We start from the raw sequence: 16134 nt of genomic DNA on the forward strand, positions 1-16134 counted from the left end.
CCTGATCAGGAGAATTTGACATGCCCAAGCCCACCAAGGGTCGCCGTCTCGGCGGTTCGGCATCGCACCAGAAGGCGATCCTGGCCAACCTGGCCACGGCGCTCTTCGAGCACGGCCGGATCACCACCACCGAGTCGAAGGCCAAGCGTCTGCGTCCGTACGCGGAGAAGATCATCACCCACGCCAAGGCCGGCACGCTGGCTCACCGTCGTGAGGTCATGAAGGACATCCGCAACAAGGACGTCGTCCATACGCTGTTCGCCGAGATCGGTCCGCACTTCGCGGAGCGCAACGGCGGCTACACCCGCATCATCAAGACCGTCCCCCGCAAGGGTGACAACGCCCCGCAGGCCATCATCGAGCTCGTCCGCGAGCAGACGGTATCCTCCGAGGCCGATCGCGCTCGTCGCGTGCAGGCGTCGCAGGCCGCTCCGGCTGCTGCCGCCACCAACGACGAGACGGCTGCCGACGAGGCCGCTGCCGAGCAGAACGTCGTGGAGGCCGTCGAGGCCGACGCCACGGACGCTCAGGTCGAGAACGCCGACGCGGTCATCGAGGGTGTCGAGGCGGAGGACGCCCACGCGTCCAACGCCGACGAGGCCGACAAGAAGTAAGTGTCCTCTTCGGACTCTGCGCACGAGCCCGCCACCGATTCCGGTGGCGGGCTCGTCCGTTTGCGCCTCGACATCGCCTACGACGGCACGGATTTCGCGGGATGGGCCACCCAGCGCGATCAGCGCACGGTATGCGGAGTGCTCGAGGACAAGCTGAGCACCGTCGTCGGGTGGCCCGTTCGCCTGGTGGTCGCGGGGCGCACCGACGCCGGGGTGCACGCCGAGGGGCAGGTCGCGCATCTCGATCTGCCGCGGGAGGCGTTGTCGCGCATCGACTCCCATCGTCCCGGTGCGCCGCCCGATCTCGGGGTGCTGGTGCGGCGCCTCTCCCGGTTCCTGCCGCCGGACGTACGGGTGACCGACGTGACCGAGGTGACGACGGATTTCGACGCACGCTTCTCCGCGTTGCGACGCCACTACGAGTACCGGCTGTCGACGGCGCGGTTCGGTGTCGCGCCGATGCGGCGGGGTTTCGTGGTCGGGTGGCCGCGGTCGGTGGACCCGGGGGCGATGAACGACGCGTCGACGCGACTGCTCGGACTGCGCGATTTCGCCGCGTTCTGTCGGCGACGCGACGGGGCGACGACGATCCGCGATCTGCAGCGCTTCGAGTGGGCGCAGGACGGTTCCGACCTGACGGCGTTCGTCAGCGCGGACGCCTTCTGCTGGTCGATGGTGCGCTCTCTCGTGGGCGCGGTGTTGGCAGTCGGGGACGGTCGACGCGCGGTGACGTGGCCGGCGTCGTTGCTGGGGGAGTCGGACCGGTCCAGCGCGATCACGGTGGCTCCCGCGCACGGATTGTCGCTCGTTCGGGTGGACTATCCCGCCGCGTCGGAGTTGGCGGAGCGCAACGCGACCACGCGAGCGGTGCGGCCGTCGGCGCCCGGGTGCTGCGGCTAGGGTCCTGTCATGGCTCCGGTTCTGGGCGTGATCGTCGGCAGTGTCCGCGCGGGGCGTGTCGGTCCGACGGTGGCGCAGTGGTTCGTGCGCCGCGCGGAGGCGGACGGGCGATTCGACGTCCGAGTGCTCGACCTCGCAGAGGTGGCTCTGCCGCTCGATCTCTCGGGTGGTGAGGGACCCGCAGCCCTGGCGGCGTGGGTGGGGGAGTGCGACGCGTTCGTGTTGGTGACTCCCGAGTACAACCACGGCTATCCGGCGTCGCTGAAGCTCGCCCTGGATTCGGTCAAGCACGAGTGGCGCGGCAAGCCGGTGGGATTCGTGTCCTACGGCGGCATGGCAGGGGGCGTGCGTGCAGTGGAGCAGCTCCGGCAGGTGGTGGCCGAGCTGCACATGGTGTCGGTGCGGGACGCGGTGTCCTTCGTGCGAGTCAAGCGTGCGTTCGACGCCGACGGGAGCACGCGGGACGAGGTGGCCCCCGATGCCGCCGACCGGATGGTGGGACAGCTCGTCGACTGGGTCCGTCCCTCACCACGCTGACCGGCCCCGCGGCCGACCGATGGCGTCGGTCTCCGCGGCCGTGGACACCAGACGCACAGTCGTGGATCGACTGCCGACTCGGCACAGCACGCGGTCGGACGAACCCTGTTGCACGACAGCGACGTCCGCGGTGTCGTCGTCGCCGGCGGTGGTGAACACGCACGCGTGTCCGTTCGGTCGACGGGGGCCGGGGTGGTCGTGGACCAGAAGGTCGACCCGGGGGTCGATCGGATGATGTGGCGCTGCGAGGGTGAGCGCCGACGGGTCGGCCGCGGCGGCGACCGGCTGTTGCCAGACCGCGGGCCGGTCGGTGGCCACGACGACGCGGGCACCCGTGGCCACCGCGCGCCACACCAGCTGGAACACCACGAACGCCTCGGCGTCGACCGCGACGTGTCGCACTCCCGGTCCCCACAGGCGTACGGCGACGCCGCGACCGTCGTCGCGCACTCCGATCAGCTGTCCGCACCCGGCGAGGGGAACGGCGAGGAGTTCCGGATCGGCGGCGGCTACGGGGAGGAGGCGGTCCGGGCGGCGTCGGTAGCCGGGACCGTTCTCGCCGGCCCGGCGGCGGTCCGGTCGGACGCCGATCATGCCTCGGAGTTGTCGGTCGGTCGCGACCGAGAGGTGTCCCCGCGTCGTGGACCCGGCCGAGGTCAGCCACCACGACACGGCGTCCGCGGTACCGATCGCGGACCGGGTGGCGGCGACGGTGCGCCGACCCGTCGGCAGGGCGTGCCACAGCCCCGGATCGGCGTCGTTCCGGGCAGCGTCGAGTGCGTCGACGTCGAGCGGCCGCAGCAGGACCGCATGGGCAGCCGCCACGTGGACGAGCCGCTGCAGGTGAAGGTCGAGAACGGCCGCGAGACCGGCGGCGCCCCCGCCGCGGCGAGCGATCGCCGGGGCCGCGTGCACCACGTCCAGGACCATAGTCAGGTAGGTGCTGCGCACGGCGGCGGCTCCCGCCGCGCTCGTCATCGGAAGGACCGTGGCGTGAGGTCGCCCCGGGTGCCGCGGTCGACGGACCACGCTGTCCACGACGACGTCGATCGGGGCCTCGTCGCCGTCCGCGGCCCGAGCGAGCAGAGCCCGCACCGGAACCGACAGATCCGGCTCGACCGATTGCCCGTCGAGGATCGACCAGCCCTCGGAGCGGGTGGGCGTCAGCTCCGCCACCACGGCCGCCGTGGCCCCGTCCCAGACGAGCGCGGTCGGCCGGCCTGCGATGTCGACCGACACCGTCGTCGTCGACCGCGTGCGGGCGTGCGCCGGGGCCCACCGACCTCGGGGAGCCGACCGAATCCACCGAGCCCACGGAGACCACGAGGGCGCGACGGCGGCGGCGAGGAGAACCGCCGCACCGAGTGCCACGGCGATCACGACCGCCCACCCGACGGGTGCACCGAGTGCGGCCGCGACGAGGGCGACCACGGTGCCGCCGGCCACGGCCGTCGACACCCGGCGGTGTTCCCCGGGGCGGGGATCGGCGGCATCGGACGCGTCCGCGGCCGCCGGTGACCCGATGTACTGTGCCCTCAGCACGGACGGCCTCGGGGGGCGTCCGCGAACGGCCGGGGGGCCGGTGAGGTGGGGGGACGATGGCACGGACACCGACCACGAAGTGGCAGGTGGGGGCGCACCGATTCGCGACGCGGCGCGTGGACAACGCTCTGCTGCACGGTGATTCGAGTGCTCGGCACGATCCGCTCCGGTCGTCGGGGCGCGCCGCGGCCGTGGGCGCGGTGCTCGCGATCCTGATGCTGGCCGGGTGCGGGATCCTGGCGTTCCTGCGGCCTGCGCCGACCATCGGGGATGCCGAGATCGTGCGTGACGACGACACCGGGTCGATCTACGTCGTCCGTGACGGGGTGCTGCATCCGACCTCCGGTCTCGCGTCCGCACGGCTGTTCGTCGGTCGACCGGACGACGCGTTGGGTGTTCCGACGGAGCGCATCGCCGATCGACCTCGGGGCGCGGCGGTCGGCATCGTCGACGCTCCGCACTCCGTGGCGGTCCGGACGGACGCCACCGTCTGGTCGGTGTGCGATCGCGGTGCGTCGCCGGGACAGGCCGGACGCACGACGGTCTCCGTCGCCTCCGACTCGGGCACGGCGCGAACCCGGCAGCTCGGCGACGCGATGGTGTGGCGGCGCGACGACGTCACCTACCTCGTCCACGACGGCGTGCGTTCGCGCGTCGACCTGGCCGACACGGTGGTGGTGCGAGCCCTCGGACTGGACGGCGCGGTGCCCGTCCCGGTGAGCGCCGCGCTGCTCGACTCGGTGCCCGAGTCGCGACCGCTCGACGTGCCGCGCCCCGACGGCGCCGGAGCGCCGGTGTCCTACTCGTTGGGTGGCCGGGTGGTCGGATCCGTGGTGACGGTCGACCTCGGCGATCGCAGCCAGCACTACCTCGCCCTGGCCGACGGCATCCAGTCGATCGGTCCCGCGGTGGCCCAGGTTCTGCGGTTCGCCGACTCGGCCGGGCGCGTCGGCATCGACGTCATCGCCCCGGACGTGATCGCGCGCGCACCCCGAACCGAACGCCCGCTGGACGTCTCGGCCTTCCCGGACACCCCGCCGCGACTCGACACGGTCGGCGACGCGTGTGCGGTCTGGTCGGCGCCGGACGCCGGCCCCGTCACCGTCGTCGGCGGCCGCGAGGTTCCGGACCTGCGGCCGACGGCCGTCGAGCAGCCCGGGGCGGACGGTGGCGGGGACGCCGTCGACAGCGTCGATCTCGACGCGGGCGCGGGGGTGTACGTGGTGGCGACCGACCCGGAGGTCGCCGACACCCGACGTGACGGCCGCTTCTACGTGTCCGACACCGGCACGCGCTACGGCGTCCCGACGGACGACGATGCACGCGCGCTCGGATTCGGCGATCCCGTGCCCGTGCCGTGGTCCATGCTCGCGCTGCTCCCCGCCGGCCCGACCCTGACCGTCGACGCGGCGCGACGCAGTCACGACGGACCGCCGGTCGACTCGGTGTCGAACGGTCGGTGACGCCGAACAGCGCGGACCACCGCGACGCCGCCCAGAAGAAGGGCGCACGTTCCCGCTGCCGTGACCGAGACGGTCGCGGGACGACGATCGGGCGGAGGGTCGGCGGGCACGGGTGCGAGAGGACGCGACGCCGCCGGCGCGGTGACGTCGATCGCCGTGGCCGTCACCGCGGCCACCGGGTCCAGCGTTCCGAAACCCACGGCCGTGTCCACACCACCGGCCGGGGCGTGGGCGGTGCGCACGATGCGCTCGATCACCTCCGGAGCGCGGAGCTCGGGGAATCGTGCGCGCACCAAGGCGGCCGTGGCGGACACGAACGGAGCGGCGAAGCTGGTGCCGTCGAAGGGCACCGTCCGTCCGTCACGATCGACGGTGCCGGCGGCCAATCCGCGCCCCGTGGGGGACAACGAGACCACCCCGGTGCCCGGCGCTGCGATGTCGACCCAGGGCCCGCCGAGGGTGAACGCCGACGGTCGACCGTCGGGGTCCACCGACGCCACGGTCAGGACGTGATCGTCGAACCACGCGGGAGAGGCGACGGTGCGCACGGGGGCGTCGTCGACGTCGTCGCCGCGAGCCAGGTCGTTGCGGTCGCGACACCGCCGACCGTCGACGTTCCCGGCGGCCGCGACCACCACCACGTCCTTCTCGACGGCGGCGTACTGCACCGCGGCGCCGAGCGCGGAGTCGCCCAGGAGCGATCCGGCGGGCGCACAGGCGACCTCCGAGATGTTGACGACGGTCGCGCCCGCATCCGCGGCCGCGACCACGGCACGCGCCATGGTCGCGACGGTGCCGTACCCACTCGAGGTCGATCCGTCGTCGGTGTTCGGCGACGAGGATAGCGCCGCGTACGCGGAACTCGATTGACGAATGCCGAGGATGCGGGCGTCGGGCGCGCCGCCGACGAATCCCGTTGCCGGATCGTCGTGGCCGGCGATGAGGCCCGCGACGACCGTGCCGTGGGCGTCGCAGTCCTCCGTGCCGTCGCCGGTGGCGTCGACGTAGTCGCCCCCGGGCTGCAGGCCGGGGAGTTGGGGGTGGCGTGCCACCCCGGTGTCGATGACGGCGACGAGCTGGCCCGCCCCCCGCGTCAGCGGCCACACGTCGGCGAACCCGAGTTCGCGCTGCGCCGGCGGCGGTGCGCCCGTCGCGGCGGCGGGCGCCACCGCGGCGCAGGCCGTCCGCTGTTCGGTCGGCTCGTCGGGACCGATCGGGTCCGCGCTCGGGAGGGCGCCGGGGTCTATGACGGGCGACGCTCCCGCCACCGGCGCGGTCACCATCGCCGTGAACAGGGCGATCGCGGCACCCGTCCGCAGGACCGACGCCCGGATCACAGCCCACGCACCGTGGAGAGAGCGCCGACGATCCACACCGTGACGGGGATCAGTGCACCCGTCGCCGCGTACTCGCCCCAGTCCGCCGCCCGACGCACCGTGGGGGTGAACTCGTGGCGCGGCGCGAGGAGTCCACAGACGATCGTGACCACCGCGGCCGCGCCCGTCCCGGCCAACCACACGGCCGCGAGATCCGGCCGCACCACCACACCCACGGCGCACACCGCCGGGACGATGCAGCCCCCGGACACGGCAGCGATCAGCGCGCGGGTTCGGTCCCCGTGGCCGCGGCTCTGCGAACAGAACACGGCCGCGACCAGGACGGCGAACCCGAGGCGCACGGGATCCGTCGCGTCCGCGAGCTCGGCCGACGCCGCGACGACGGCCGCTGCGGCGGCCAGGACGGACAGCGCGGCGCCGTACCCCGTGAGGTAGCTGCGGGCCGTCGCACCGCGGGCGGCGACCAGATCGATGTCCGTGTCGACGGTGGCCGCGGCCGCGGCTCGAGTCGTCTCGGTGTGGCGATGGGCCACCCGGCCGGTCCCGGAGACCGCATCGCCGAGCGGGAGCGGACGGATACGGATGCCGGCTCGCGACGCCGCCAGGCGAGGGGCACGCGTGACGGCGATCGTGCAGACCGTCGCCGTCACGGCGGCCACGTGCGCCGTCGAGAATTCGGCGAAGGCGGAGACCGCCCCGACGACCGTGCCGACGACGGCGACGGCCGTGATCGCGGTGAAGGTCGCGCGGCCCACGTTTCCGGCGACCGCGGACGTCAGGACGCACACCGTGGCCACCGCGGCGAATCCGAGCACGGCATCGGCCGCGAGGTCGTGACCGGGTACCGCCCCGACCCCCGCTCCGAACGCGAGCAGGCACGCCGATCCGCGTGCGCTGCAGACGAGCAGCGGATCTCGGGTCACGGTGGCGCAGAGGTACGCCGCGGCGGCGGTCAGCACGGCCACCGTGATGCCGACGACGACCAGAGCGGCGTGATCGGCGACGATCGTCGCCGCGGCCGCGGCGGCTGCCACGGCGAGGCCGACGGGCCCCACCGAGGCCGGCCACCGGGTTGCGTCGCTACCGCCGGGGACGAGCGCGACCGCAGCCGCGAGGTCGTCCACCACGGGGGCGCTCACCGAGCCGCTCGGGGCCAGAACCAGAACGTCGCCGTCGCGAACATCGTTGTCCCACAACGACCTCGACCGCACCAATCGGCGCCCGGTGATCGTCCACAGCTCGTACGTCGCCGGGATCGACTCCGGTTCCGCCGCGCCGGCGCGGGGCCGCACGACGGCCAGCAGGGCCGGGACGACCGCCGCCACGGCCAGACCGGCGGGCACGCTGACGTCCGCCTCCACACCGTCCCGCACCACCGTCGTCCGGACCGATCCCGGGGCCACGGTGCGGACGGATCCGTCCGCTACCGCGCCCTCGCCGGACCGTCGGTCGATCGCCCCCGCGATCGGTTGCCCATTCATCGACCTGTCCCCCCGAACGGTCTCGCGCACCGGGGCGTCGATGCCGCCCCCGGAATCCGACAGCACTATAGGTGACCCCGCCGACACCGGCCGTCCGGCCGGGGAACTCGAGCCGAAACCATCCCCGGGTCGGCAGCGATCACCTCGTTCGTGTCGGACTGCCGGGTTATCGTCACGCGTGGTTCGTCGGCGGGGCGACGACACCGAGGGGGGATACGTCATGTCGATCGATGCAGCACTTGCGGACGGTGGTCCGCGGGCACCCGGTGCGAGGGTGCCGTTCAGCCGTCCGCGCTCCCGGTCGACGCCGCCGGCGGCGTCGACCGGCGACGTCGCGCTCGAGGCGCCGCCGGAAATCCCCGGGGTCGCACCCGCGAGTCCGATGGCACGCCTGATCCCGGTCGTGATGGTGGTGGCGATGGTCGGGATGGTCGTGTTCATGGTGACCTCGGGTGCGGCCGCCAACCCCACGGCACTGCTCTTCCCGGTGATGATGGGTGTGTCGATGCTGGCGATGGTCGCGAGCGGAGGTCGTGGTGGCGCCTCGCGTGCGGCCGAACTGGATCAGTCGCGTCGGGACTACGTCCGCTACCTCGACCGGGTGCGGGCGGACCTGGACCGCACCGCGCACACACAGAGCGTCGCGCTGCGGCACGCCCATCCGGAGCCGACGTCGCTGATCGCGCTCGTCGGGTCCGAGCGAATGTGGGAGCGTCGGCCCGTCGATCCGGACTTCCTGCACGTCCGGGCGGGGACCGGCAGCCAGCGACTGCTCACGCGGCTGGTGCCGCCGGAGACCGGGCCGGCCGAGGACCTCGACCCGGCGTGCGCGGCGATGCTGCGCGATCTCGTCCGCGCCCGAGCCATCGTGCCGGGATTGCCGACCGCGCTGTCCCTGTCGGCGTTCTCGGCGGTGACGGTTCCGGCGTCGGAGCGCGGCCGGTCGGTGCTGCGCGCGATCGTCGCGCAGGCGGCGACGTTCCACGGTCCGGACGACCTTCTCGTCGTCGTGTCGGCACCGGCGGAGGACGTCGAGTGGGACTGGGTCAAATGGCTGCCGCACCACCGGGTCGCGCTCGATCGTGACCCCCTCGACTCCCTCGGCGCAGTCGGCGCCGCGCTGCCGGAGACGCTCCGAGTCGTCGACCACGTCGAACTCGGTGCCGTGTTGTCCCGAGTTCCGGTCGAGGCGCGGGTCCTGGTCGTGGCCGACGGCCACGGCCACGACATCGCACGCGTGTCGACCGTGGTCGACCGGCCCGGGGTGACCGTCCTGGGAACCGTGCCCGGCGACGTCGGATCGGCTCTGCCGGACGACGCGACCGTCCCCCGTGTTCTCGACCTCGTCCTCGACGGGGACGACCTCGGCGCGCGCAGCAGCGTCGGTGTGGAGATGTTCGGCCGCGCCGATGCGGTCGACCGGCCCACGGTGACGGCATTGGCCCGTGCGCTGGCCCGATACGAGGCGGCGTCGGACGCCGGCGCCGAGGCGGGGCCGCGTCGATCCGATGCCTGGCACCACCTTCCGGGCATGACCGCACCGGACGAGCTCGATCCCGACGTCGCGTGGCGGGGCCGGACCGGTCGAGCGCGCCTGCGGGTCCCGTTCGGACTCGACTACGACGGGCGGGTGGTCGAACTCGACCTGAAAGAGGCCGCCGAGGGCGGCATGGGCCCGCACGGCCTGTGCATCGGTGCCACCGGCTCGGGCAAGTCCGAGTTGTTGCGCACGCTCGTGCTGGGGTTGATCGCGACGCACGCCCCCGACGTGCTCAATCTCGTGCTCGTCGACTTCAAGGGCGGTGCCACGTTCCTCGGACTGGACGATGCACCCCATGTCGCCGCCGTGATCACCAATCTCGCGGAGGAGGCGCACATGGTCGAGCGCATGCGTGACGCACTCGCCGGCGAGATGAACCGTCGGCAGGAACTGCTCCGGTCGTCCGGCAACTTCGCGAACGTGACCGAGTACGCGGCCGCTCGCGCGCGCGGTGCGGCGCTGGACCCGTTGCCCGCGCTGTTCGTCGTGGTCGACGAGTTCTCGGAACTGCTCAGCCGGTTCCCGGACTTCGCGGACCTCTTCGTCGCCATCGGGCGGTTGGGTCGGTCCCTGCACATCCATCTGCTGCTGGCCAGTCAGCGTCTCGACGAGGGGCGCCTGCGGGGACTGGACTCCCACCTGTCGTACCGCATCGGCTTGAAGACCTTCTCGCCCGGCGAGTCTCGCTCCGTCCTGGGGGTGCCCGATGCGTATCACCTCACGGGCGGACCCGGCGCCGGGTTCCTCAAGAGCGACGCCGGTGACCCGGTTCGCTTCACCGCGGCCTTCGTGTCCGGGCCCGTGGTGACGGCGGGCGGCGAGACCGCGTACACCGGACATGCGTCGTCCGGGCATCCGCCCGTGCGTCTCTTCTCGGCCGTCGACCGAGTCGGGCCCGCCGAGCTCGTCGAGTCGTCGGGCGCGTCGGGTTCGGGGATCGGGTCGCCGGTCGAGATCGACGTGTCGGGCCCGGCGACCGGATCGGCGACCACGGGGTCGGGCGGATCGCGAACGTTGCTCTCCGCCGTGGTCGATCGACTGCGCGGCCACGGTCGTCCCGCCCACCGGGTCTGGTTGCCCCCGCTCGATCGTCCCGTTCCGCTCGACGCGATCGCGGGGGGACCCACGCGGACCGGCACGGGGTCGCTCGCGGCCACCGTCGCCCTGGTCGACCGGCCCTTCGACCAACGACGCGACCCGCTGGAGCTGGACCTGTCGGGGTCGGCGGGTCACCTCGCCGTGGTCGGTGGACCGCAATCCGGGAAGTCGACCGCGGCCGCCACCGTCGTTCTCGCACTAGCGCAACGGTATTCGCCGAGCGCGTGCCGAGTGGTGGCACTCGACTTCGGCGGCGGGACACTGTCGTTGCTGCGCGGCCTGCCGCACGTGTCGGCCATCGCCGGGCGTGCCGATGCCGACGTGGTGCGCCGCATCGTCGCGGACACCGCGTCGCTGATTCGTCGACGGGAGTCGCTCTTCCGTGAGTGGGGGATCGCCTCGATGGAGGAGCTCCGCGCCTCGCGCGCCGCACGCCCCGACACCGACAGCGCCGACGTGATCCTCGTCGTGGACGGGTGGGCGACCGTGCGGTCGGACTTCGACGCGATCGAGGCCACGCTCGCGCGGATAGCGGCCACGGGCTTGTCCTACGGCGTCCACCTCGTTCTCACCGCCGGGCGGTGGGCGGACATCAGGCCGGCCGTGAAGGACGCGATCGGATCGCGTCTCGAGCTGCGGCTGGTCGACCCGCTCGATTCCGACGTGGGGCGGGCGCAGGCCTCGTCCGTTCCGCAACGCCCGGGTCGCGGCGTCACCAAGGACGGGCTGCATCTGCTGGTGGCGTTGCCGCGTCTCGACGGCGTGCCCTCGGCCGTGGGGCTGACCGGCGCCATCGGCGACGCGGTGACCCGAGTGCGCACGGGCTGGGCCGACAGTCCCGCCGCGCCGCCGTTGCGACTGCTTCCGCACCTCCTGCGCCGGGCGGACTTCCTGGCGACCGCGTTCGGGGTCGAGGCGTCACGGCCCTGGCCGCCGCCCGGCCGGGTCGGCTTCCACGGCGTTCTGCCCCTGGGCGTCGACGAGGACGAGTTGGCACCGGTGTCCGTCGATCTGGCCGAGAATCCGCACTTCCTCGTGTTCGGTGACGGGCGAAGCGGCAAGACCTCGGTGTTGCGGTCGTTGTGCGCGGGGCTGGTGGAGGCGAACGATGCTGCGTCCCTTCGCGTTCTGCTGATCGACTACCGACGCACGTTGCTCGACGTGATCCCCGACGACCGGCTGGCCGGACGGGCATCGTCCGCGGACGAGGCCGGCCCGATGGTTGTCGAGCTCGCGCGACACCTGCGCGGGCGGCGGCCGGGGCCGGAGACGACCAAGGAACAGCTGGCGGCGCGGTCGTGGTGGACGGGCCCCGAAATCGTGGTCGTCGTGGACGATTACGACCTCGTGGTCACGCCCAGCGGCAACCCGGTGGCCGAGCTGCTGGACCTCCTGTCGGTCGCCCGCGACGTCGGCCTGCACCTGGTGATCGCGCGGCGATCCGGCGGTGCGGCCCGGGCCCTGTACGAGCCGGTGCTGGCCCGCCTGCGGGATCTTGCGACTCCGGGGTTGATCCTCAGCGGCAATCGCGACGAGGGAGTCCTGCTCGGCACGGTCCGGCCGTCCGAACAACCACCCGGGCGGGGCACCGTCGTCGACCGTTCGCGCACCATCGTGGTTCAGACGGCCTACGCGGAGGACGCGTGATCGGCCTCGTGGTCGGTGTCGACGCGCTGTGGTGGTTCGACGGCGCCACGCTGCGTTCGCTTCCCACCGGCCTGGCTCGCTACGGGGACGTGGTGGTCGCCGAGGAGTCCGCGGACCCGGTGGACCTGTTGGGCGGAGTGGACGACTCGGTGTCGCTCGCGGGCCACGAGGTGCCGACGTCGGACGCGATCGGGGTGCTGATCGAGCGGGCCGTCCGTGCGGGCGACCTCGGCGGGCCCGTCGCGGACACCCTGGCTCTGGTCCACCCGCCCCACTGGGGCGCGGTCCGCTGCGCCGTGCTGACCGCCGCGGCGCGCCCGCACGCCCGGGACGTGACGGTCGTGGACTCCGCCGCCGTCGCGGCGCGGGCAGCGAACCGGATCGAGGCCTGTCCACACGACGGTGGCTGCCGTACCGCCGTCCTGGACCGCACGCCCGGACGGCTCACGCTGTCGACGGTCTCCTCGGTGGCCGCCGGACCGGTCCTGGCCGACTGCGCACTGCTGGTGCCGTCGACCGTCGCCGGCGGTGTCGACGAGATCGACCTCGAGGCGGCGGTCGCCCGAGCGCTGCGTGACGTCACCGCGACCCTGCCGATCTGCCGGGTCGTCGCCCACGGGCCGTCTGGCGCACTGACCGCGGAGGTGCTGTCGGGGCTCGCCTCGGTGCCCGTTCTGGAGGTCGACGACGGATCGCTCGCGACGGCGATGGAGAACCCGCGCTCGGGTGAGTACCCCGGCCTCTCGGAGCCGGCGGCTCGGGTCGTCGGCGACGAGCCGAACGGGCCGGCCCCGGGGCCGTACGACGCGCTCGACTCCGGCGTCTGGGACTCGTGGGGTGACACGGACGGCGCCACACCGCGGCGCGGGGCGTGGTTGGCGGACCGTGTGGCGTCGACACCGCCGGCGAGCGGACGGCGCCGACGCGCCGTGGGCGCCGCGGCCGCGCTGCTCACCGCCGCGGCAGCCGCGGTCGCGTTGGTCGTCGTGTGGCCGGTCGGGACGACGTCGGGCGCCGAGCGGAGCGCAGCGTCGGCACGATCGTCGGTGCCCGTGGCGCCGCAGCCGACCGAGTCGTCGTCGCCGTCACCGCTGCTGCCGCCGTCGCCGCCGCCCCCGCCGCTGCCGACGACCACCCCCGGGGCGACCCCGTTCCGCGTGGGTGCGCTGGGCCTGTCCGTTCCGACCGGGTGGCACCTCGAGCCCGGTCCCGGGCGCGCCGAACTGCGTCCCGACGACGGCACGCCGATGCGCATCCTCGTCGTCGTCCGGGACATCGACAGCGGGCTGGGGCTCGACGAGATCGAGGCGGAGCTGCGCACGGCGGCCGAGGGGTCCCGGCGCGTCGCGGGACTACGACGGACGGAAGGGAACGGACGTCAGCAACTCGAGTACCTGGAATCGCCGTCGGACGGCACCACCGTGGGGTGGACGGTCTTCGCCGCCCGCGGTGAGCAGATCAGCGTCGGGTGTCAGGGCGGCCCCGATTCGTACCCGGTTCTGTCGCCGGTGTGCGCCGAGTTGTTGGCCGGACTGTCGGTGCAGTGATCCGGCGGTCCGCTGCGGATTCGCCGAACGGGGAACCGTTCCGCGGCGGGCGGCGTCCAACAGAGTGCAGGGGTGCGACACCGCGGAACCCGCGCTATCGAGGGGGAATACATGTCACAGATGAGGACCACCGTCGAGACCATGCAGGTCACGGCAGGCAAGGTCGATCAGCTCACGCTCGAGGTCAAGGCGTTGCTCGATCAGCTTCGCGGCGACGTGGCCAGTGTCGGCGGCAGCTGGGAGGGTGCGGCCGCCGTCGCGTTCCAGAGCGTCATGAACAGCTGGGACACCAGCGCCAACAAGCTGCAGGTCGCCCTGGGCGCCATCGGGGATTCGATCAAGGCCTCCGGCACCGCCTACGCGGCCGCCGAGGACGACAACACGCGGGCGGTCACGGTCGCCGGCGCGCTGAATCTCTGACCCGTCCGACCCACCAACCGGAGAAAGGAAACGACATGAGGTACGTGTTCGGAGCGATCGACCAGGTCAGCGCGCAGATCGACGCGAAGCAGGCCGCGCTCAACGCCAAGCTCGACGAATTGCGGCAGATCATCACCCCGCTCGTCGCCGACTGGGAGGGCGCCGCGTCGGAGTCCTACCAGGACAAGCAGCGGCAGTGGGACTCCGCTGCACTCGAGCTGAACCAGGTGCTGGAGCAGGTCGGGTCGGCGGTGAGTCGCGGTAACGCGGACATGCAGGCGCGGGAGGCGGCCAACCGGGGGATGTTCGTCTGACTGGCCGTCGGCCGCGTCGTGCGCGACGCGGCCGACGTGTCGGTCCCGTCGAGCACACTGCTGGACATGACCGTCGATCTCGCCCTGGCTCGTGCTCGGATCGCGCAGGCCCGCGCCGAGGCGACGGCACGGGTGGCGTCCCTCGACGAGCAGCACCGGGGCATCGTCGAGGGATCACGCTGGACCACCGACGACGACGAGCACGATCCGGAGGGCTCCACCATCGCGTTCGAGCGCGCCGCCGTGGCGTCGATGCTGCGGGACGCCCGGCAGGAGGTCCGCGACCTCGACGAGGCCGAGGGTCGTGTCGACGCCGGCACCTACGGACTGTGCGAGCGGTGCGGGCGGGAGATCGCGGACGTGCGACTCGACGCACTGCCCGCCGCACGCCGGTGTATCGACTGCAACTCTCTACGTCGCTGACAGCGTTTTGACCTGCGATCCGGCGGGCCGGTAAGGTACCCCGTTGGCGTTCGATACATGCAGTCACCTCGATGCGTGTCTGCCGGTCTCTCGGGTCTCCACTGGCCGCCGAGAACCACCGATCGAACGTCGGCCAGCACATCGACGATGAGACAAGGAAGTCATTCGTGTCCACGTATGCGCCCAAGGCCGGGGATACCACCCGGACCTGGCACGTGATCGACGCCACCGACGTCGTTCTCGGCCGCCTTGCCGTCCAGGCAGCGAACTTGCTGCGCGGCAAGCACAAGCCCACCTTCGCCCCGAATGTCGACGGCGGTGACTTCGTTGTCATCATCAACGCCGACAAGGTCGCCATCTCCGGCAACAAGCGGACGGACAAGTTCCACTACCACCACTCCGGCCACCCGGGTGGTCTGCGCGCGCGCAGCATCGGTGAGGTCATGGACAAGAACCCGGACCGCGTCGTGGAGAAGGCCGTCAAGGGCATGATCCCCAAGAACAAGCTGGGCAGCGCCATCGCCAGCAAGCTCAAGGTCTACGCCGGCCCCGACCATCCCCACGCGGCTCAGCAGCCCGTTCCGTTCGAGATCAAGCAGGTGGCCCAGTGACTTCCCCCGAGCAGACCCCCGAGCAGTCGGTCGACGAGAACGTCGTGACCGAGACCGCCGAGTTCGCCCCCGAGGAGAGCGTCGAGATCGCCGACGAGTTCGTCTCCGTCGAGGATCCCGAGGTCGCTGCGGACATCGAGGCCGCCGCCCGTCCGGCCGTCTACATCGATCGTCCCGTCACCACGGTCGGTCGTCGTAAGGAAGCCGTCGTCCGCGTGCGTCTGACCCCGGGCACCGGGCAGTTCACGCTGAACGGCCGCACCCTCGAGGACTACTTCCCCAACAAGGTGCACCAGCAGCTCATCAAGAGCCCGTTCGTGCTGGTCGAGCGCGCCGAGAGCTTCGACGTGACCGGCCTTCTGCACGGCGGCGGCCCCTCCGGCCAGGCCGGCGCGCTGCGTCTCGCGATCGCCCGTGCCCTCATCGAGGCCACCCCGGACGATCGTCCGGCCCTGAAGAAGGCCGGCTTCCTCACGCGTGACCCGCGTGCGGTCGAGCGCAAGAAGTACGGCCTGAAGAAGGCCCGCAAGGCATCGCAGTACTCGAAGCGCTGATCCTCGGCACTTCACCCGACGCAGGCGCTCCGGCCGATCCCTCACGGGACGGCCGAGGGCGCCTGCGTCGTGTCGGGCCCGCGTCACTGCGCGCCCACCGTCACCC

14 protein-coding genes are annotated in these 16134 nt (G+C 72.6%); 11 read left to right on the plus strand and 3 right to left on the minus strand.

Translation table 11 applies throughout. The features are described from left to right. Positions 1–20 precede the first annotated feature (20 nt). Genes rplQ through HQ603_RS02990 form a run of 3 tightly spaced genes read left to right on the plus strand, consistent with a single transcriptional unit; the run spans position 21 to position 2051 of the window. Positions 21–614, plus strand: a complete 594-nt coding sequence (gene rplQ / locus HQ603_RS02980) for a 50S ribosomal protein L17 (RefSeq protein ID WP_068102247.1) — start codon at positions 21–23, stop codon at positions 612–614. Positions 615–674: 60 nt separating this feature from the next. Further along, entirely contained in the window at positions 675–1514 is an 840-nt protein-coding gene (gene truA / locus HQ603_RS02985; RefSeq protein ID WP_222683235.1) for a tRNA pseudouridine(38-40) synthase TruA, read from the plus strand. Between the two features lie 9 nt (positions 1515–1523). After that, positions 1524–2051, plus strand: coding sequence for an NADPH-dependent FMN reductase (locus HQ603_RS02990; RefSeq protein WP_222682835.1), 528 nt, complete (start codon positions 1524–1526; stop codon positions 2049–2051). On the opposite strand, the gene HQ603_RS02995 is transcribed toward HQ603_RS02990, so the two are convergent. Beyond that, positions 2040–3593 (minus strand): type VII secretion protein EccE, encoded by a 1554-nt coding sequence (locus HQ603_RS02995; RefSeq protein WP_222682836.1) that lies wholly within the window; start codon positions 3591–3593, stop codon positions 2040–2042. The genes HQ603_RS02990 and HQ603_RS02995 overlap by 12 nt on opposite strands. Positions 3594–3649: 56 nt before the next feature. Between HQ603_RS02995 and eccB the strand changes: the two genes are divergently transcribed. Continuing rightward, positions 3650–5056, plus strand: a complete 1407-nt coding sequence (gene eccB / locus HQ603_RS03000) for a type VII secretion protein EccB (RefSeq protein ID WP_222682837.1) — start codon at positions 3650–3652, stop codon at positions 5054–5056. Here eccB and mycP read toward each other — a convergent pair. Together mycP and eccD are read right to left on the minus strand one after the other, a co-directional pair. Next, on the minus strand, positions 5014–6393 hold the full coding sequence (gene mycP, locus HQ603_RS03005) for a type VII secretion-associated serine protease mycosin (protein WP_222682838.1): 1380 nt from the start codon (positions 6391–6393) through the stop codon (positions 5014–5016). The genes eccB and mycP overlap by 43 nt on opposite strands. Then, a complete protein-coding gene (gene eccD / locus HQ603_RS03010; protein WP_222682839.1) occupies positions 6390–7874 on the minus strand; it encodes a type VII secretion integral membrane protein EccD in 1485 nt (494 codons plus the stop codon). The genes mycP and eccD overlap by 4 nt, the downstream gene beginning before the upstream one ends. A 220-nt stretch (positions 7875–8094) precedes the next feature. Here eccD and eccCa point away from each other — a divergent pair, with 220 nt between their 5' ends. From eccCa to rpsI, 7 genes are all read left to right on the plus strand, one after another. Continuing rightward, positions 8095–12159, plus strand: a complete 4065-nt coding sequence (gene eccCa, locus HQ603_RS03015; protein WP_222682840.1) for a type VII secretion protein EccCa — start codon at positions 8095–8097, stop codon at positions 12157–12159. After that, complete coding sequence (locus tag HQ603_RS19085) at positions 12156–13706, plus strand: type VII secretion-associated protein (protein WP_222682841.1); 1551 nt, start codon at positions 12156–12158, stop codon at positions 13704–13706. Before eccCa ends, HQ603_RS19085 begins: the two co-directional genes overlap by 4 nt. Before the next feature lie 120 nt (positions 13707–13826). Beyond that, the gene (locus tag HQ603_RS03025) at positions 13827–14126 is read left to right on the plus strand and encodes a WXG100 family type VII secretion target (protein WP_222682842.1); all 300 of its coding nucleotides are present in this window, start codon (positions 13827–13829) and stop codon (positions 14124–14126) included. Between the two features lie 35 nt (positions 14127–14161). Then, on the plus strand, positions 14162–14440 hold the full coding sequence (locus HQ603_RS03030) for a WXG100 family type VII secretion target (RefSeq protein ID WP_222682843.1): 279 nt from the start codon (positions 14162–14164) through the stop codon (positions 14438–14440). A gap of 66 nt (positions 14441–14506) precedes the next feature. Continuing rightward, positions 14507–14863 (plus strand): TraR/DksA family transcriptional regulator, encoded by a 357-nt coding sequence (locus tag HQ603_RS03035; protein WP_222682844.1) that lies wholly within the window; start codon positions 14507–14509, stop codon positions 14861–14863. Between the two features lie 167 nt (positions 14864–15030). Next, the gene (rplM, locus tag HQ603_RS03040; protein WP_222682845.1) at positions 15031–15474 is read left to right on the plus strand and encodes a 50S ribosomal protein L13; all 444 of its coding nucleotides are present in this window, start codon (positions 15031–15033) and stop codon (positions 15472–15474) included. Beyond that, positions 15471–16028 (plus strand): 30S ribosomal protein S9, encoded by a 558-nt coding sequence (gene rpsI, locus HQ603_RS03045; RefSeq protein WP_371830954.1) that lies wholly within the window; start codon positions 15471–15473, stop codon positions 16026–16028. The genes rplM and rpsI overlap by 4 nt, the downstream gene beginning before the upstream one ends. The last annotated feature ends 106 nt before the right edge of the window (positions 16029–16134 follow it).

It is taken from the genome of Rhodococcoides corynebacterioides (genome assembly GCF_019834675.1).
GTDB classification, from domain to species: Bacteria; Actinomycetota; Actinomycetes; order Mycobacteriales; family Mycobacteriaceae; genus Rhodococcoides; species Rhodococcoides corynebacterioides_A.